Source organism: Vibrio sp. STUT-A11 (assembly GCF_026000435.1).
Lineage (GTDB): Bacteria > Pseudomonadota > Gammaproteobacteria > Enterobacterales > Vibrionaceae > Vibrio.
In genome coordinates this window covers 1,865,807-1,884,228 of record NZ_AP026764.1, presented here as the reverse complement: position 1 = coordinate 1,884,228, position 18,422 = coordinate 1,865,807, and the positions used below count along the sequence as shown (strand labels likewise).

The 18,422-nt window shown below is 43.6% G+C and carries 13 protein-coding genes and 3 pseudogenes; 11 read left to right on the top strand and 5 right to left on the bottom strand.

All coding sequences use genetic code 11. From position 1 onward, the window contains the following. The first annotated feature begins 87 nt into the window (after positions 1 to 87). On the top strand, positions 88 to 1,116 hold the full coding sequence (locus OO774_RS24000; protein WP_264905110.1) for an IS110 family transposase: 1,029 nt from the start codon (positions 88 to 90) through the stop codon (positions 1,114 to 1,116). A 372-nt stretch (positions 1,117 to 1,488) separates the two neighbouring features. Continuing rightward, a pseudogene (locus OO774_RS23995) lies at positions 1,489 to 1,605 on the top strand (DUF3820 family protein); the annotation flags it as partial. Positions 1,606 to 1,687: 82 nt separating this feature from the next. Here OO774_RS23995 and OO774_RS23990 read toward each other — a convergent pair. Then, positions 1,688 to 2,071 (bottom strand): EamA family transporter, encoded by a 384-nt coding sequence (locus OO774_RS23990; protein WP_264907320.1) that lies wholly within the window; start codon positions 2,069 to 2,071, stop codon positions 1,688 to 1,690. Positions 2,072 to 2,257: 186 nt separating this feature from the next. Here OO774_RS23990 and OO774_RS23985 point away from each other — a divergent pair, with 186 nt between their 5' ends. Beyond that, the gene (locus tag OO774_RS23985; protein WP_264907319.1) at positions 2,258 to 3,316 is read left to right on the top strand and encodes a methylated-DNA--[protein]-cysteine S-methyltransferase; all 1,059 of its coding nucleotides are present in this window, start codon (positions 2,258 to 2,260) and stop codon (positions 3,314 to 3,316) included. Positions 3,317 to 3,620: 304 nt separating this feature from the next. Next, entirely contained in the window at positions 3,621 to 5,963 is a 2,343-nt protein-coding gene (locus OO774_RS23980) for a penicillin acylase family protein (RefSeq protein WP_264907318.1), read from the top strand. 113 nt (positions 5,964 to 6,076) lie between these two features. Here OO774_RS23980 and fes read toward each other — a convergent pair whose 3' ends face one another. Further along, on the bottom strand, positions 6,077 to 7,366 hold the full coding sequence (gene fes / locus OO774_RS23975; protein ID WP_264907317.1) for an enterochelin esterase: 1,290 nt from the start codon (positions 7,364 to 7,366) through the stop codon (positions 6,077 to 6,079). Positions 7,367 to 7,464: 98 nt separating this feature from the next. Between fes and fepB the strand changes: the two genes are divergently transcribed. The 7 genes and pseudogenes from fepB to OO774_RS23940 all read left to right on the top strand — a co-directional run bounded on the left by fepB (position 7,465) and on the right by OO774_RS23940 (position 15,202). Beyond that, complete coding sequence (fepB, locus tag OO774_RS23970) at positions 7,465 to 8,400, top strand: Fe2+-enterobactin ABC transporter substrate-binding protein (RefSeq protein ID WP_264907316.1); 936 nt, start codon at positions 7,465 to 7,467, stop codon at positions 8,398 to 8,400. A gap of 5 nt (positions 8,401 to 8,405) precedes the next feature. Then, the gene (locus tag OO774_RS23965; RefSeq protein ID WP_264907315.1) at positions 8,406 to 9,425 is read left to right on the top strand and encodes an iron ABC transporter permease; all 1,020 of its coding nucleotides are present in this window, start codon (positions 8,406 to 8,408) and stop codon (positions 9,423 to 9,425) included. After that, a complete protein-coding gene (locus tag OO774_RS23960; protein WP_264907314.1) occupies positions 9,422 to 10,477 on the top strand; it encodes an iron chelate uptake ABC transporter family permease subunit in 1,056 nt (351 codons plus the stop codon). Before OO774_RS23965 ends, OO774_RS23960 begins: the two co-directional genes overlap by 4 nt. A 90-nt stretch (positions 10,478 to 10,567) precedes the next feature. After that, positions 10,568 to 11,329, top strand: coding sequence for an ABC transporter ATP-binding protein (locus OO774_RS23955; RefSeq protein ID WP_264908706.1), 762 nt, complete (start codon positions 10,568 to 10,570; stop codon positions 11,327 to 11,329). 147 nt (positions 11,330 to 11,476) lie between these two features. Continuing rightward, a complete protein-coding gene (locus tag OO774_RS23950; protein ID WP_264907313.1) occupies positions 11,477 to 13,522 on the top strand; it encodes a TonB-dependent receptor in 2,046 nt (681 codons plus the stop codon). 112 nt (positions 13,523 to 13,634) lie between these two features. After that, positions 13,635 to 14,453, top strand: a complete 819-nt coding sequence (locus OO774_RS23945) for a siderophore-interacting protein (protein WP_264907312.1) — start codon at positions 13,635 to 13,637, stop codon at positions 14,451 to 14,453. A 274-nt stretch (positions 14,454 to 14,727) separates the two neighbouring features. Next, a pseudogene (locus OO774_RS23940) lies at positions 14,728 to 15,202 on the top strand (IS630 family transposase). Between the two features lie 67 nt (positions 15,203 to 15,269). Here the strand turns inward: OO774_RS23940 and OO774_RS23935 are convergent. The 3 genes and pseudogenes from OO774_RS23935 to OO774_RS23925 form a co-directional block, all read right to left on the bottom strand. Beyond that, positions 15,270 to 16,997 (bottom strand): putative 2-aminoethylphosphonate ABC transporter permease subunit, encoded by a 1,728-nt coding sequence (locus tag OO774_RS23935; RefSeq protein ID WP_264908705.1) that lies wholly within the window; start codon positions 16,995 to 16,997, stop codon positions 15,270 to 15,272. A gap of 30 nt (positions 16,998 to 17,027) precedes the next feature. Further along, positions 17,028 to 17,152: pseudogene (locus OO774_RS23930) on the bottom strand (putative 2-aminoethylphosphonate ABC transporter ATP-binding protein); the annotation flags it as partial. A 128-nt stretch (positions 17,153 to 17,280) separates the two neighbouring features. Further along, positions 17,281 to 18,243 (bottom strand): LysR substrate-binding domain-containing protein, encoded by a 963-nt coding sequence (locus tag OO774_RS23925; protein WP_264907311.1) that lies wholly within the window; start codon positions 18,241 to 18,243, stop codon positions 17,281 to 17,283. Positions 18,244 to 18,422: the final 179 nt, after the last annotated feature.

Here is an 18,422-nt window from a genome sequence, read left to right as displayed (position 1 = left end):
TGTAGTGATGTGATGGACGCCTCAGCACTCAAGTTTCGCGGTATCTGCCAAACTTGATGCTGATAGTAAACCTAAAGGGCTGCCATTATGGATATAAAAGTTGTTGGAATTGATTTAGCCAAAAATGTATTTCAGGTCTGTGTTTGTCTTGTAGATCATTCAATTAAGAGTAATCAAAAAGTTAGACGCAATAAGCTACTCGATAAAGTAAGGCAATTTCCTCAAGGAACTTTAATTGCAATGGAAGCATGTGGGACCTCTCACTATTGGGGGAGGAAGTTCAAAGAGTTAGGCTTCGATGTTCAGCTAATTCCAGCCCAACATGTTAAGCCATTTGTCTCAAGCCAAAAGAACGATGCGAATGATGCTCTTGCTATATGTGAAGCAGCTTTTCGACCTAATATCCATAAAGTGCCAATAAAAACGGTAGATCAACAAGATATTAAATCATTACGCTGTGTTCGGGCCCGCTTAGTCCAAAACAGAACGGCGACAGTAAACCAAATTCGCAGTTTAGCAGGTGAATCTGGCGTTATTTTTAGTGCCGGAAGAATAAAACTTCAAGCGTCCCTGATAGATGCTTTAGAAGATGGAAGCAACGATCTTTCGTATACTCTCCGTAGCCTTCTTAAATCTCTATATGATGATTTATGCGCTTTAAATTATCGAATAGAGCAAATCGAGCGTGATATTAAAGCTCTTTGTCAAAATCAACCTCGCTACGAAGCACTGCTTTCAATTCCTGGATTTGGGCCATTAGTAACAGCGAGCTTTATTAGTGAGATAGGTTCAGGTCTACAATTCAAAAATGGCAGGCAGTTATCTGCATGGTGCGGACTGGTACCAACTCAATCTAGTTCTGGTAGTAAAATCCGCTTAGGGAGCATCACAAAAAATGGCAGCGCCGATCTGCGTGTGTTACTTATTCATGGCGCGAGAGCTGTAGGGCGTTTTGCCAACAAACGGCAAGATAAACTTGGGCAATGGTTCAACGCTTTAGCTGTCAGACAAGGTAAACATAAAGCTGTGGTCGCACTTGCGAATAAACTAGCTCGTATAGCATGGAAAATATTAACAGGAAGCCATGACTTTGACGTAAACAAAGCCTTTGCATAATAACCTCAAGAAAGTTTACATACACTGATGAACAAACGGTTAACCGTACCTATTGTAACCTGAGTTGACCAAGGCATTAAATGCCGATGTAGTGATTAGGCAATAGGTTTCGGATTTACATCAAGGCGCAGGCGAAAGAGTCTATAACGACGCCGAATATATGGTAGTGAACCAATCATTCAAAAGTGTTGTAAAAGCTGAGGCGTCCATATATGGTCAAGTAAAACTGGCCACAGGTTTAGAACTTTTCCATACTTTTGGTAATCTCAAGTGCTTTCATTAGTGCAAAAGTCCTAACACGAAAATGTCCATTTCTGCGTTACGATGTAGATTTTCACTGCAATAACTGAAACTCCTGTAGGAATTTGTTTTTTATGGCTCGATAAAAAAGGCTGGCCAAACGGCGAGCTGGGAGATTTACTCACGCTTAGTCTAGCCTTGAAAATCGAAGGATTAGATTCTGTAGTGAAACCACTCAAGCGAATGTAGTTGTTCCACTAGACTAAGAGCACTCTCGATAATTGTTCTTGGCTAAGCAAAGGCTGATTTCATTCGACGCCATAGACGACCGTCAATGGCGGACAGCCCGAATGCTATTAACGCCATTCCCAAAATGAATCATTTCCAGAGATTCATTCAGGAATAATGAGCCTAGCAGAACTGCAGAGACTGGTACAAGTAGTGTGACCAGCAGTACGTTTGTTGCTCCAGCCAGTTCAAGAATTCTGAAATAGAGAACATAAGCTATCGCTGTGGAAGCAACAGCAAGTCCTATTATCGCTATCCCCCACAGCGTAAACGCGGCGATTCCAACTCGAAGCGTTACTATGGTTAATGGAGGAAGGTTATTGACCGCTACACCCACAAAAAAGAAAGATCCGCCCCATAAAATGGAGAGCAAAATGAGCATAGCCCATACTTTTGTGTTCATAGAGTAATTAATGGTTGGTGTCATAGTCGAGTTAATCCGTGTTATTCATCTTTAAGTTCATACTAGTGACAGCGATAAACTTAAAACATCTGAAAATTGCGCCATATTCAAAGTAGGGCACTAATAAAATTAATCAGCAAGAATCGGATGGTTTCTTCAAGCTTGGTGTGATGAGATAGCAATTAAACCCGCTAAACAGTATGTGTAGCTATGTCAAAGTTAACTGAAAATGAAATGAGAAATGCTGTCGTGGAGAAAGATGGCTCTTTCGACGGACGGTTTTATTATGGTGTTATCACTACGGGGGTGTTTTGTTTACCTTCCTGTTCAACGAAAGCCGCAAATCCAGAAAACCTGAGATTTTTCTTTGATATCGAATCGGCAATGCAAGCAGGTTTTCGTCCTTGCAAGCGTTGTAATCCAGCAGGGCAGGATGAGCGTACCCATAAGCTCATCTATGTGGCTCGTTATATAGAAACTCATGCTGAAGACAAAATGACGCTAAGCCAGTTAGGCAATATTGCTGGGCTTTCACCTTCACGATTACAACGCACATTTAAAGAAATGTTTGGTGTGTCACCTAAGCATTATCAGGATGCAGCGCGCCTACGAAAGTTTAAGCGTTCGTTAAAAGAAGGAGAAGGTGTCACTGATGCTATTTATTCATCAGGTTATGGCTCAATAAGTCGGATATATGGTGAGGCAAACCGAAATATAGGTATGACACCTAAAGCGTACAGGGCTGGAGGTAAAGGTGAAATAATCCATTATGCGTGTCGAGAGACGCCTCTGGGGTACATGATAATGGCTGCCACAGACAAAGGGGTATGTTCAGTACAATTTGGTGATGACCAAAGCACTTTGTTAACTTTGCTAGCTGATGAATTTCCTCATGCTCAACTTGTGCTTTCTGCGGCACAAAACGCACCAGAGTTGGATAACTGGATGGTGGCTCTAGCTAAGCATATTCGTCAGGGCTCTCCTAGACCTGATGTGCCACTTGATATCAGAGGAACGGCATTCCAAATCAAGGTGTGGCAGTTTCTTCTAAGTATCAAAGAAGGTGACGTGATGAGTTATGGGGAAGTTGCAGAGTGTATCGGTAGCCCCAAAGCAGTTCGCGCTGTAGGAACCGCGTGTGGAAAAAACCCAATAGGGATTCTGATCCCCTGCCACCGCGTATTGCGAAGTGATGGTTCTTTGGGCGGGTATCGTTGGGGCCTTGAGCGCAAAAGGACCTTGTTAGATATAGAAAAGGCAAGGCGTTAAGTAGGATGCTTCAACAGGTTGGCGATTCACATTACTAACCATCGTTTGACATATTTTTTCTTATGCCAGTGTTTTCTAAAATTCATTTGTAAAGTTATATAGCATTTCCTGCTTACTAAAATAAGCACAATCAAAAAGTGTACTGTGTTCTTTAAGCCATTAATTACAGGTTCGTGCGGATTGAATTCTTAGCTTAACAACGAAAACCATCCCCATCGCTTAGCCCTCGTTCCGCTCGCCTTTAATACAACACTTGTGTAATAATGAAAAGCATTCTCATTATTATGGGAAAGGGCTGATTGCAGTGTGTATTTGTAGACAAGTGGGTGGTCCGGATACGTCTGCACGTTGGTTGCGGTTACAAAAAATAGGCGGTAAGAATATGCAAGGCAATGACTTAAATAAGGTGAAAATTCGTTGGACGGAGAATGATGTCCCCCATATTGAGGCCCAAGATTATGAATCGTTAGGGTTCGGATATGGCTATGTACATGCGCGTGATCGTTTAGCGGAAATATCTGCGCAAGCCATTGTATTACGGGGTGAAAGGTCAAAGTACTACGGTGCAGAGCAGTTCTCTACTATTGGTTTTCTAAAAACAACGAACCTGAACTCAGATTTAATGTTTCGTTTGCGTATGCCTAGCGAATGGGTAAATGAAGAATTGGCGCATCTAAATGACGATACGCGAGATTATATTTGTGGGTATGTGAACGGTCTTAACTACTTTGTTCAATCTTTGACTGAAGCAGAATGGCGTGAACGAAATAACGTCGAACCTTTGATAACCTTTGAGCCAGAAGATGTGGTACGTTCAGCAATGCGCTTTGGTATTATGAAGGAACTGATAGAAATTGGTCCACATCTCGTTGACTCTTCTGGCGTGTGGAAATCAGACCTCACGCTTGCTGATGAATCTTGTCATAGGCAAGAGGTTGTTGTCGAAGGTGGCTTTGGTAGTAATGCATGGGCCTTTGGTGGTGACGTTATTGAGGGAGAAGGCGCGATGTTGCTTGGAAACCCTCATTCAGCTTGGAGTAGAACACCACACCAACAGCGTATTTACATGCATCAATACCATCTCACTATTCCTGGCGAACTCGATGTGGCAGGTACATCGTTTCTGGGTTTCCCGCTTCCTATGACAGGCTACAACGCTGATGTGTCTTGGTCTATTTTGGATGCCGCAACGGTCACTTCTTACGTTTTACAATTGATGAAGGTTGAAGAGTCGGAGCACAACCCCACTTATTTAATGGATGGGCAACAAAAATCTCTCGCTGTTAAAGCTGTCGATATTGAAGTACTTGAAGATAATGGTGAGATTGAAACTCGTCGTTATCAATTTCTGAATTCTGAACTGGGGATTTTATTCAAATTGCCTGAAAAGCCGGGGAAACCGGAAGGTTGGTATGCGATTACGAATCCGGGTGAACGCAATGCTCGTGGCTTAAATCAGTTTTTAGCAGCGGCGAAAACGACCTCTACTCGAGAGTTTGTACATGCTATTGAGTCTAATCGCGGAGTTTTGTGCCAGTTAGTCGTTGCGGACAAACATGGCGATGCGGCCTATGCTATGGCTGGTAACATTCCTCCGGTTACCGATGAGCAAATGGCACAGTGCCACATCGGTGATGAAAAGGTCGCGTTTAATGTCCTTGATGGTACCCGTAGTGCTTGTTCATTCAGAGACGAAAATCATCGCCCGCTAACAGCACCTGCATCGTTTTATCCAAATATCATCTCTCGTGGCATTATTCAAAACACGAACAACAGTTATAAATATACCGAGTATGGCGTCTGCCAGCCTGATTTTCCTTCTGTATTCGGTCAGCACAAGCCTGAGCATCAAGCCTCTAAACTTATCGCTGCGCGGCTAAGGTATGACCCAAGGTTAGTGATGTCTGCAACCCGCATGAGAGAGCTGTGTGAAGAGCCTGCTATTACACCAGAGAATGCGCTGCAAGTAATGTTTGATAATCGTAATTACGCGGCTGAAACCTTCCTGCCTGACATTGTGGCGCAGTTGCAAACTTCTTCATCAGCATCGGTTCAGGATGCATTAAATGTTTTAACCCAGTGGGACAGAAAGAATAACTCTGAAAGCCAGGGCGCGCTGCTGTTTCATATTTTCTGGAGTAAAGTGGTCGAACTTGGTGTACTGAATGTACCAATTTGTGGTAATCCAGAACTTGGCACTCAACTCGATCTTACTGCCACTAGTGTAGAGAAAATTCATCAGGTGCTGGAAGAATCAGTCTATGAATTGCAGCAACTTGGATTTGAACTTAACCAAGCTTGGGGAAGTGTTCTCAGTCAAACGGTGAACGGAATGAAAATCCCTCTGCATGGCGGATCTTATTTAGAGGGGATTCTAAATGGTGAAATGCCAGCACCACTTGAAAAGGGAGGCTTTCCCCATATTCTGTTCGGGACGGCTTATGTTCAGCTGACTCAATGGGTGAATGGTGAGCTAGTTGTGAAAGGCTTGCTCAGTCACGGGCAGCGAGATGGCGTTGATTCAGAAGGTCGAGTGAATCAATTGAAAATGTTTTCAAATAAGATGCTGAGTGTGATTCCTTTCTCACCTGAGCAACTTAACAACGAAAAAATATCGGACTCTTTGACGCTAGTTACGAACGTATAGTGAAGGCTAAAGCAGCCGCTTTAAGTGGCTGCTTTGAGCTATCCCCTTATCCACAAATTTTTTGTCGGCACCCTAAGGCTTGAGGCTGAGGCTGAGGCTAGGGACATTTGGTTTTAATCGGTCTCATTAAACAACCAAATGAGACCTTTAATTAACCCTTCTCGCCAGATCAACCGATCGTGTCCGCCATCATATAACTGCATGGTTACCTTGTGATTAGCTGCCAACAGTTTGTCGCAAACATGTTCTGCCAGTGGAATCATCATTTGCTCCCGCTGTCCAACTTCCATATACACATTCAGCTTGTGCATTTCACTGAGTGAGTCTATGTCACGGTCGATATGGAGCGTTTCCGGCAGCGATTGGGTAATACCTTCTTCATGGGAGTTATGTATTAACGCATGTTTTGGCCACCAAAACGATCCAGACTGGGATATCGCATTGCCGAATCTATTTGGCCAATTGAGTACGGCATAAAGTGCCGATAATCCGCCGTAACTTTGTCCGGCCACGACGGTTTTACTGCTATCGGTTGTGATGCAGTATTGCTCATTAACTTGAGGAATGATCTCTTCTACCACGGCTTGCCAGAAAGTCGGGTTGCAGGTGAGGTCCTCCGCTCTTTGTCGGAAGGAAATAGCATCAATCATCACATAGATGGCTGGTGGGAGGAGATTTTTCTGGGTGCAATACTCGAGAGGACGCATTATCGGCATTGACTCGACCCAGAATTCACCATCTAGAACGATGACCAATGGCAGCGCCTGAGTAGATTGGTTCGCGGTAGAATAGGTCCAGAATCGTCGATTTTGCTTAAGAAGCTCGCTCTCATAATTATGCACTTGACATTCAGGCATCTCATCCAGTGCAAAGTGACTTTGGTCGTAGTCTTCCCAGCTGGGGTGGATAACGCTAGAGTCAAGGTAAATACGTGAATGCATTTTACCCCATTTTGTTAGGGGCAGGTTTTGTTTATTGAGAGGGTCCGCGATGTGGTTGGCGCGCCTTTTCATGATCCAGTTTCTGTGTTGGGTGATCTGTTGTTGTTTGTCTCCGTGATAAGTGGGTTGCACTGCCTCTTGTGGGACTGGGATCAATGCGTAGGTACCATTCCAGCTATTTTCCACATTGCAGACATAGTAATAAACATCAGTATCTTGATAACGGTTTAACTCAGCGGCATTAAAATCGTGATGATTAATTACACCGTTAATATCCAGATAGATTGCTTGGTGTTTGGGCTTACTTTCTTCTTCTCGCCACAGAAAAATAAGCTGCGTTTGATCAGTGCTAAGTGGCACTTGAATCGGGGTACCCATCGACGTAACTTCATTCCACCATTGAACGCTACCGATCGAAAATTGATCGAGTTTAGTTTGTTTAATCAACGTATTCAGTTTCACTCACACCTCTCAGAATTGCCACTTTCAGATAATACCGAGTGTTTATCTCCAGAAAATTTGTGGTAGGATACTTGAAATTTTTGCTAATGGTAATCTTTATGAGACGTATTATCATTTTTTTAATGATGTCTGTATTTTCAATATCAACGTCACTTGCAGCAGCGGTAAGTGAAAGTCAGTGGCCAAGAACCTTTATTAATGCGGATGGCAGTACCACGCAAATTCCCCGCAAACCACAAAAAATCCTCTCTACGACCACAACAGTGACAGGGACTCTAGTCGCCATTGATGCACCTGTTGTTGCGAGTTCAACGGCTGGTGATGGGAAATTTTTTGCTCAGTGGGCAGATATTGCCAAACAAAGAAATATTGAGCAGCTTTGGGCGGTCGGCAGTGTCGATACCGAAATGGCCTATGCAGTAATGCCAGATTTGATTGTCGTTGCAGCAACGGGTGGTGACTCGGTAATGGATCTAGTCCCAGAATTAAAACTCATTGCTCCAGTGATTATCGTCGATTACGGCGCGCAGACTTGGCAGGAATTGGCGGTTAAATTGGGTTTTGCGACTGGCAGAGAAGATTTTGTTGAGCAAAAAATTGCGCAATTTAATGACTATTTAAAAAATGTAAAACTGAATTTGCCAGATACCCGTGCAAACATCATTGCCTACAATGGTCCGGGTATTGCCAATGTCATTGCTAAGGAGACAGGCCCACACAGCGAGTTGTTACATTCTCTTGGGTTTGAGATTGAGGGCGCTAAAAGTGAATGGGAAACATTTAGTGATAAGCGCAGTGACTTTGTACGTGCTCACTATGAAACGCTTACCATGTTAAAAGCACCTATGACGTTTGTGATTGTTGCTGACGATAGTAAGGCTCAGACAGTGATGAACGACCCTGTACTGGTGAATTTGCCATCGGTGCAGAAAAAACAAGTTTATCCGCTTGGGCTGAATTCGTTCCGTATTGATTATTACAGCAGTATGGAAATTGTCGAATTGATGAAACGGCACTTTGGTATGGCTAAATAAATTCAATGGCGGTGTTAAATAATCACAAAGCGTCGACCTATTACTTAGGGTTGTTTTTGTTGTTTGCAGTTGCTCTATCGTGTGCATTTATTGGAATATTTTTTGGCTCCAGAGAAATCGCACCAGAGGTAACCTGGCAAGCATTAACAAACTATTCTTCTGCTGATAGTGAACACTTAATCGTGCATCACCTACGACTACCTCGAGCGATGTTAGCGATTGTTGTTGGCTTAGCTATTGGTGCTGCTGGTGTGTTGATGCAAACGCTTACTCGTAACCCTTTGGCTGAACCCGGCTTGCTCGGTGTTAATTCTGGCGCGACATTTGCGGTCGTCACTGCGATCGCAGTGTTTGGGCTAACCGAAATTCATCACTACATGTGGTTCAGCATTGTGGGTGCCGCGATTGCTGGTGCGGTTATCTATTCTCTTGCTGGTCTGAGCCGAGGAGTCAATCCGGTTAAGGTCGTACTCTCTGGTATTGCACTCTCTGTGATACTGCTTTCGCTCACCCAAATTATTACCGTTAATAGTCAAGAAGAAGCATTTAATCAGTTTCGCCATTGGGCGGTAGGCTCTTTGCAAGGTCGTGGCTTTGGTGTGCTGTATCCTATTTCAGCGGTGGTATTCATTGGTCTTATATACACCCTGTTCTTAGCTAAAGAATTGAATACGGTCTCTTTAGGGCGAGAAGTCAGCCAATCGCTAGGCGTTAATCAAACCAGTGTTTGGTTGCGTGCATCTATCGCGATTACCGTCTTAGCCGGAACGGCTACGGCTGCGGTTGGGCCGTTGAATTTTATTGGTTTGACTGCGCCACATATCGCTCGTTTTTTTGTGGGTTCGGAGCATAAATGGTTGTTGCCATATTCCATGGTGATTTCAGCACTGCTTATTTCTATCGCAGATACTGTCGGTAAAATCCTTGTTTCTCCAGATGAAATCAGTGTGGGTATTATGACGGCACTGCTTGGTGGTCCGATATTCGTCGTATTGGTTAGAAGGTGGAGGATAACAGAATTATGAGTAAAGTTATGCGTTCCACGGTATTAAGTGACCAATTGATTCAACTTAAAGGTGTGACGATTCGTTATTCGCGTAAAGAGTGGTTATTTGTTGGATCTGCTCTGATTGCATTGGAACTGATGGGCTTGTATTTGTTAACGGTTGGCTCTTATCCACTCACCTTTGAAAAGCTTTTCACCGTTCTGGCCGGCCAGAGTAATGAACCTATCGCTGAGAGAATTGTATGGAACATTCGCATGCCGAGGGTTGTTACTGCTTTATTTGTCGGTATTGCTCTTGGGGTTTCGGGGGCTGTGTTCCAGTCAGTGTCTAAAAATGCGTTAGGTTCGCCGGATATTATTGGCTTCACTACCGGTGCGGCAAGTGGTGCTCTTATCCAGATTATTATCTTTCAAAGTTCGACTCAAACCGTCATGTTATCCGCAGTATTAGGCGGTATAGTGACTGCGGTTATTGTTTATTTTTTAGCGAAAAAACATAGTGTTGTCGGCGGATATCGTCTCATTTTGATTGGTATCGGTATCGGCTCTATTCTCAATGCGTTAAATGGCTTAATGCTGGTGAAAGGTAATTTAGATCAGGCGATTATTGCCAATTTATGGCTGGCGGGTTCTTTAAATGCCAGAAACTGGAGCCACGCGATCCCCGTTATGGTTGGCGTGCTGTTTATTGTTCCCATTGTTATCTATAAAGCAAGAACCTTACACCTTTTGGAAATGGGGGACGATATGGCGGCCCAGATCGGAGTTTCAGTCGAAAGAGAGCGACTGGTAATGACGTTTCTTTCTGTGGCATTAGCGGCATTAGCTACAGCAGCAGCAGGGCCGATAGGTTTTATTGCGTTGGCGGCGCCGCAACTGGTTATCCGAATTTTACGCGTTGGTCATATTCCCGTAGCAGCTTCTGCGGTAATGGGAGGAGGGTTACTTCTGGTTGCCGATATGGTTTCTCAAACCAAACCGTTTGGATTCAATTTACCAATAGGGCAATTAACCAGTCTTGTTGGTGGCGCGTATTTGCTTTGGTTGCTCACGCGCAGTAAGAGCTTTTAATTTGTTAAGATTATGAACAGTAAACAGAACATAAATGTGGGCGTAAATCCCGAAGATCAGAAAGCTTATAGCCGCTTGTCAGGTTCAGATATGAGCCTGAGCTATGAGTCCGCGCGTATATTCTCATCTTTGGATGTGAGTGTCCCAGACAATAAATTTACCGTTATTATTGGACCCAATGGCTGTGGCAAATCCACGTTGCTACGAATGCTGTGTCGACTGCAAAAACCGGATATAGGACGCGTAGAGCTCGATGGCTCGGATATTTATTCGCTGCACCCTAAACTCTTGGCTAAGCAGATTGGTCTTCTTCCACAACGAGTTCACGCGCCAGATGGCATTCAAGTAAAGGATCTTGTTTCTCGAGGGCGCTATCCATATCAAAAGCTGTTTCAGCAATGGAGTCCAGAAGATGAGCAGGCCGTTATAGAGGCGATGCAACTTACCGATACGGAACATTTGGCGGAAAGGCTAATTGAAGAGTTATCTGGTGGTCAAAGGCAAAGAGTTTGGATCGCAATGGTGTTAGCGCAGCAAACCCCAATTCTGTTTCTCGATGAGCCAACCACTTACCTCGATATCGCTCACCAGATTGATCTACTCGAATTGTGCCGAGATTTGAACCGTCGCAAAAACTTCACCATCGTGGCAGTACTGCATGAGTTAAATCAAGCATTTCGATATGCAGACCACATCATCTTAATGAGTGAAGGCAAAATCGAGGCTCAAGGCGCACCTAAACAGATAGTGTCTAGTCAAACGATCAAACAGGTCTTCAACTTAGATTGCCTGATTATAGATGATCCAGTTTCACAAACGCCCATGGTGATCCCATACGGCAAATCGGCTTAGCCTCATTTTCTCAACGATACTAGTTGAAACCATATTTTATTTATCTAATAAACTAGAAAAAAATTATTGATAATACAAATGATAATAATTACTATTCCTTCTTCTTTTGAAGTCTAACATGATGTAACTCAGTTTTAAGGATTTAGGATGAAGTGTTGTAAAACATTAAGGGTGAGCCACTTAAGCCAAAGCATAGCATTAGCTATCGGTATTGTTGGAGGGGTAGCTTCAGCTCCAGCATTATGTAATGAAACAGCGAAACCAAATAAGATGGAAACGATCGTTGTTACTGGCGAAAGAATGGACAAAAGCCTGAAGGACATAACCACAGCAGTGACCGTTATCGATGAGGAGCAATTAGAAAACGGTGAAAAGACATCGATTAACGATATTGCCACGTCAGCGCCTAACGTGGTCACTGCTGGATTCGGCTCTATCAGTATTCGAGGCGTAGAAGGCACAGGTGTCGCTACAGGAGGTTATGCATTCTACAGTGGCTCTCGTGCGCGAATCTCTACCATTGTTGATGGCGTTGCTCAGTCGTGGGCAGGATACGGCTACACACCAAATAAATCTTGGGATGTGAAGCAAGTTGAAGTTCTACGCGGCCCTCAATCAACCAATCAAGGCACCAACTCTATTGGTGGCGCGCTAGTCGTTCAGACCAACGATCCTACTTACCACTGGGAAACAAAACTTCGTGCTGGCTTAGAAACTTATGAAAACGGCAACGTAAAAAGTAACCTTGCGCTTATGACCTCTGGTCCTTTGATCGAGGATGAACTGGCATTCCGTTTGGCACTTGACGGTACCAAAGGTGATGGTTGGATGAACTATGGTCAGACGACAACGGAACTTGATGATAGCCCAGATGTCGAGGAATCAGAAAATTACAACGCTCGTTTAAAATTGCTTTGGGAGCCAGCATCCATTCCTGAACTAAGTGCGAAATTGACTTATAACCGTCAGGCGTTTGAAGGTGAGTTTCTCAACTGGGCGACCGACGCAGAGAATCAAAAGTTAGTTTTACTTTCTGGGAGGGGAGGTTCCAATACGCGTTTGCAAGACTCTGTCGCACAATCGATCGCTGCTGATATCGATTATCAATTTGCTGAAGGGGTTGATAACTCGTTACATGTGGCATACTTGAAGTCGGATGTTGAATTTGATCAATACCCATCTGCCTTTAATTTGGTGTCTGAAGTGGACAACGTCACGGTAGAAAACCGACTATTACTGCAAAGACCTAACTCCGATTTCTCAACAGTTGCAGGGCTTTACTTCTCTCAAACTGATACTAAGACGCAGATGAGCACCGGTGTAAATATTGACGGGCAAACAACCACGTCTGCGATTTACGGCGAAACAACTTATAGCGTTAATCCTGCGTTTAAGCTTGTCGCAGGCCTTCGCTTGGAAAATGAAGATTTCCAACACACTATCGATGCGTATAACGAAGACGATGATCGTAGCAACAACATTTTCTTACCTAAAGTAGGTGCAATCTACTACTACGATGATACGACAACTTTCAATACTTCAATTCGTAAAGGATACAACGCAGGTGGTCATGCTTTAGATTGGGATAACTACGAATATTATGAGTTCGACGAAGAGACGGTTATTGCATATGAAGCAGGAATGCTAAAAGAGTTTGAATCCGGTGAAGTGTCAACCAACATCTTCTATAACGACTACTCAGATTATCAGGCTATTGTTAGTAGTCGATTTCAGAACATTGATGATGCACGGACTTATGGTATTGAGTTAGCTGGGTCTATTTGGGCTACCGACAGCATTCAACTACGTGCCAGCGCTGGTTATGTATCAACCGAAATTGAAAAAGACGATGCTGCTCAAAGTGGTTTGGAACTACCTAATGCGCCAGACACCAATCTTTCTGCGGGCTTTACTCAGTATATTGGTCAAAACTTCTCGTTTGGTGCTGATGTAACTTACGTGGGCGAATACTACTCGGATTTGGATAATACCTCAGAGTATAAAGCAGGGGATTACTTTACTGCGGATGCCCGAGTTCAATACTCAATTGGCGACTTTATTCTCGATGGTTATGTAACCAACCTGACTGATGAAGATATTATTTACCAATACAACGTGAGTAATGGTTCTGCTTCAAGAGCTTCTGTTGGTCAAACCAGAACATTCGGTCTTAATGTTACTTACCAAATGTAGGTTCAATTTCAGATAGTTAAACACAGCTCGGTTTCTTCATTCAAGAACCGAGCTTTCCTGCTTTAAAACGAATCAGTTTTTGAGTGAATCTGTTTTTATATGAGTAAGTATTATGAGTGAAGAAATCATCTATCCAATTAAACCCAGACTACTGACTGTGAAGCGTAAACAGTACCTTACGCCGCATTTGATTCGAGTTACTTTTGGCGGTGATGACCTTATTGGTTTTCCAGAAAATCGCAATGGAGGGCACATTAAAGTCTTTTTCCCGAATCAGGAATCGGGCATTTTACAGTTGCCTATTCGCTATGAAGACCGTGTTGAGTATCCTGAACACAAACCAGTACCGAGAGCTTACAGTGTCAGAAAGTATCATCATGAATCCAATGAATTAGATATTGATTTTGTGGCACATGGCGAAGGGAGCCCAGGTTCTGGTTGGGCAATTAACGCCCAGGAAGGGGATCAATTAGGTGTGCTTGGTCCCGGTGGCCCTGACCCCTTACTTCAACCGTCTGATTGGCATATTTTAGCCGGTGATTTAACCGCTGTCGCTGCCATTAGTGCAATATTGGAAGAGTTACCTGAATATGCGAAAGGAGCGGTATTTATTGAAGTCTGTTCATTTGATGATGTGCATGAAATAAAACACCCAACCGGCGTGTCATTGAATTGGCTCAAAATTGATGATGAACAGCCTGCGATGACTTTGCTCAATGGCATTAAAATGACGGGAGAGCCCGAAGAAGTATGCAGCGTTTCCGCCTTTATTGCTGGTGAAAACCGTAGTGTGATTAACTGTCGTAAATATCTGTCCGATAAGTATAAGCTGAAGAAACAGAGTCTGTATGCCATCCCTTATTGGAAACGCGGTAATACCGAAGAAGCTTATCATCAAGAGCGTCATCGCATAATGGATGAACAACAGTAATGGCATACCTCTGAGCTGGCTCTATAAATTACATCACTTCGCTAGCTCAGTTCTGCCTATTGTGATTTGGTGTTGAAACTAATTCGACTATACCCGTGATCATTGAAGATGCTTGATTTTCGATGAAATCAGGATCATGCTACGCACCATGAAAATAATACTGACTCCTCAACAGAGACAACAACTCGAAAAGATGTACGATTCAACTCGTGATGGTTGAGTGCGTGACCGCATCAAAGCGGTTTTACTTGCGTCTGAAGGTTGGAGTCAGACAATGATTTCTCAAGCTCTTCGTATTCACGAATCGACCGTTGCTCGTCATCTCAGTGATTATGTTCTCTCTGAAAAACTTAAGCCTGAAAATGGTGACAGACACGTATGACACAATAAACAGCGAGAGCATCGTTCGCTTCTTCTGGAAGCTCAAAAAGGAGCATTACCCGTTGGAGCAAAAAGTTCACCTAGTTCTTGATGGCTCTGCCTATCATCAGTCATAATTGGTGAAAAATGCGGCAAAGGTGCTCAATATCGAGCTTCATTACTTACCGCCTTACAGTCCAAATTTAAATCCAATAGAGCGTCTTTGGAAGGTAATGAATGAGCATGTAAGGAATAATATTTACTTCCCCTCCAAGCCCGAATTTACTTCAGCCATCAAAGAGTTTTTCGATGTAACGCTACCAGAAGTTGCAGGAACACTCGTATCTAGAATTACGGATAATTTTCAGATATTAAAACCTGCATCTTGAAGTTGAACGGGTATAGAGAAAAAATAATTTGTACGGACTGGCTCAATGTATTGGGCCGTTTTCTTTATTAGCCCAACCAGCCAGCGCGCCATTGCTGTGTTTTATTGAGCAGATACTTTTCCGCAACTAAGTGCGCTCCTTTTATGGCACCGGCAACAAGCATTATCATGACAGCCATTGCCGATGCTGATGCGGTTTGTCCCGTATCGGCCATGTTTAGCACTGATATACTCGCTACGATCGTATCTGGAGAGTACAAGAATACGACGGCGGAAGTTGTCGTCATTGCATTCATGAAAAGATAGATAAAGATATCCAGCAGCGCAGGTGTGCATACTGGAACAGTAATCTTAAAAAAGGTCTTCAGCGTGCTGATTTTCAGAGATTTAGCTACTGACTCAATCTCATTCGGTAACTGTTTGAGTGCAGTTAAAGAGGTTAAGTGACCAACGGTATACAAGTGCGTGACGGTATTGAGCACCAAGATAGCCATAGTGCCATACATCAGCTGTAACGGACTGTTCTGACCTTGGTTGAAGAAGAAAATATAACCTAGACCCAGTGCCATTCCCGGAACTGCCATTGGTAACATGGCGGTTAGATGGATCAGTTTACTCAAGACAGGGAACGTCTTCACTTTTTCAATATTATAAGCAGCCACAAACGTGACTATAGTACCAATGATGGCCACCCAGAAAGAGAGTTTCAGTGAATTAACAAACGGAGCCCAGCCGTAAACCGAGTTCATTTCAAAGTTGTAGTGAGTGAAGGTAAGCTCTTTGTTGTAAGGCCAGAAGGAGACAAAAGACGCGTAAAGTGCTGTGCCCAAAACGGTCAGAATCGCGACAGCGATCATCGAACAAATAACAAATGCGATCGTATCGCGGAATGTATTTGGCTTTGGCTGATAAGGGACCGAGTTAGTTGAGATCATCTGCTGTTGTTTACTTCTGATGCGCTGATCGATGGCGAATGATACGACCGCAGGCAGTAAAAGTACTGCGCTGGTTACTGCTCCCATCGAAAAGTTTTGTTGACCAACGACTTGTTTATAAATGTCGGTTGCCAGTACATTAAACGAACCACCAATGATCTTTGCGACGCCGAAATCGCAAATTACCAGCGTAAAAATTACGATGGCTGCGGAAATCAAACCATATTTGGAGTTGGCAATAGTAACCAAAAAGAAGGTCTTAATTTTGCCGATGCGAAGTACTTGGGCAGATTCATACATTCGCGCATCAATGTTACGCAGGCCAGTGGTAATCAGCATTAGCGCGTGAGGGAACCCCCAGAACGTCAGCCCTAAAACAATCCCGATTGGGCCATAAATTGAGTGACCGAATAGAAGAGAGTTTGCGTAACCTTGCTTACCGAATAAGTAGACGAGCGCCAGCGCTGGCAGTAATGATGGTGTCAGTATTGGCAGATAAGCGATGGTCTTAAAAAACTTTTTACCTGGCATACAAGTACGTTGAAGTGCTAACGCATAAGTGAAAGCCAGTGAAATCACTAAAACGGTGACCATCACGCCAATCTGCAATGAGTTAAGCACGGAATAACTCAATGATGGTGTAGACAAATATTCGGCATAGTTGGAAAGCCCAATCCAATGGCCTTGTTGGTTTTGTAAGCTCTTAATCAATAGTGAGCCTAACGGGAGCAATAACCCCAGTGCCATCAATGCAAGAATGGCTACTATCAAAAGCAAGTTCACATTGAACCAACGTAAACGAAATCGAGTTGCCTTTACTGCTGCTGTAGTGGGCGTTGAGATACTCATCGGTTGATCCATGATTATACTCCTGCCTGAACAAATTGGTGAGCAAGAGCTGGGTCAAGAATGCATACAAACTCACCTCTGTTTGCCGAGAGACTGATACCAGAGAGTGCGGTGAAATCGCCGAACTGTTTATAGATGTTTTCGACGCTTAAATATTGTTGGGACATACTTGTCTACCTTAGGTGTTCTTTGTTCCCGACAGAATACTTCGTTCTTGAGAAAGCAGGATGAAAGTGAATTAAGCAATAGTGGTCAATTCACTAAGTTTTACTTAACAGTGTTTGCTGCCGTGTTTTTATCTAGCTGCTGCGCTTGTTTGACACAGGTTTTGAGTTTGTCTTTCATGCTGTGGGCAGCACGATGAAGCGGTCAAAGCGGCAAACAACCACTTTCGAAACAGCTTAACCGCGAGTTGGTTACTGCTCTCGGGGCGGGTCAGCATGTAATGGTGACTTTGGCTAGACATGTGCTGAGGGTGAACAATACTCAGTTTGCTGGCGTCAAGAGATGTCTGAACCAACACTCTTTTAACCAGCAAGAAGCCAGCACCAGACTCTGCCATCTGAATCGCTAGGCAGGAGCTAGACGCTTCGAGCATTGCAGGCTTAAAGCTGGCACCGAAGTCAGAGAGCTCAAACCACTCCTTCCAGCCTTCTCTATATCCGAGCGTAGTTATTCTTGGGTAGCTTTCGAAATGATAGATCGGGGCTGGCATCGGGTAGTGGGTAAGCAACTCTTGACTACCAACGACGACCCATTCATCTTCAGTGATCTGTTCAACTTGTTTATCCAGCCAATTACCGTAACCATTAAGAATCTCAATATCGGGCTCATTTTCGCTTTCTTCCGGAATGGGAGTATTCGAAGGTATGATTCGGACTTTTATGTTGGGATATTGGCGTACGAAATCGCCCAAACGTGGGCACAACCAGTTTTGTGCAAAGCTGTAAGTGCTTCTGATGTGTAAAGTAGTGGTTTTTTTATTGCCAAACAGTTCGTGAGTTTGGCTAGCAAGGGCGTCAAATGTGGTGTTTAAAACCGGAAGATACATACGTCCTTGGTCTGTTAACGCAATCTTACGTCCTTTCCTAATCAGTAGTTTTGCATCCAAGTACTCTTCTAACTGCTTTACCTGTTGGCTCACTGCTGCCTGCGTGACACACAACTCCTCTGCTGCTCGAGTAATGCTTTGATGCCTGGCAGTGGCTTCAAAAGCTTTTAATGCGTTTAAAGGTGGGATTCTTCGATTCTTTTTCACGTTCAGACCTACGTACAGGATTGCTCTCAATAATAATGAGGCAATTTTTATCGAATCTATGTGACAGTTATGTTGCTAGCGAAGCGGGTCGGGTGTGATTTTGGTTAGAAAATCTTATGAAAAGCTGAAATTCTTCTCGATATTCGATTTGAAGGAATGTGGATAAAGTGAGCATCAAG

Coding starts and splice junctions, on each gene's coding strand:
- OO774_RS23955 (WP_264908706.1), top strand. CDS start 10,568: ATGAGCCTGAGCTATGAGTCCGCGCGTATATTCTCATCTTTGGATGTG.
- OO774_RS23990 (WP_264907320.1), bottom strand. CDS start 2,071: ATGACACCAACCATTAATTACTCTATGAACACAAAAGTATGGGCTATG.
- OO774_RS23945 (WP_264907312.1), top strand. CDS start 13,635: ATGAGTGAAGAAATCATCTATCCAATTAAACCCAGACTACTGACTGTG.
- OO774_RS23935 (WP_264908705.1), bottom strand. CDS start 16,997: ATGGATCAACCGATGAGTATCTCAACGCCCACTACAGCAGCAGTAAAG.
- OO774_RS23965 (WP_264907315.1), top strand. CDS start 8,406: ATGGCGGTGTTAAATAATCACAAAGCGTCGACCTATTACTTAGGGTTG.
- OO774_RS23950 (WP_264907313.1), top strand. CDS start 11,477: ATGAAGTGTTGTAAAACATTAAGGGTGAGCCACTTAAGCCAAAGCATA.
- OO774_RS23960 (WP_264907314.1), top strand. CDS start 9,422: ATGAGTAAAGTTATGCGTTCCACGGTATTAAGTGACCAATTGATTCAA.
- OO774_RS23985 (WP_264907319.1), top strand. CDS start 2,258: ATGTCAAAGTTAACTGAAAATGAAATGAGAAATGCTGTCGTGGAGAAA.
- fepB (WP_264907316.1), top strand. CDS start 7,465: ATGAGACGTATTATCATTTTTTTAATGATGTCTGTATTTTCAATATCA.
- OO774_RS24000 (WP_264905110.1), top strand. CDS start 88: ATGGATATAAAAGTTGTTGGAATTGATTTAGCCAAAAATGTATTTCAG.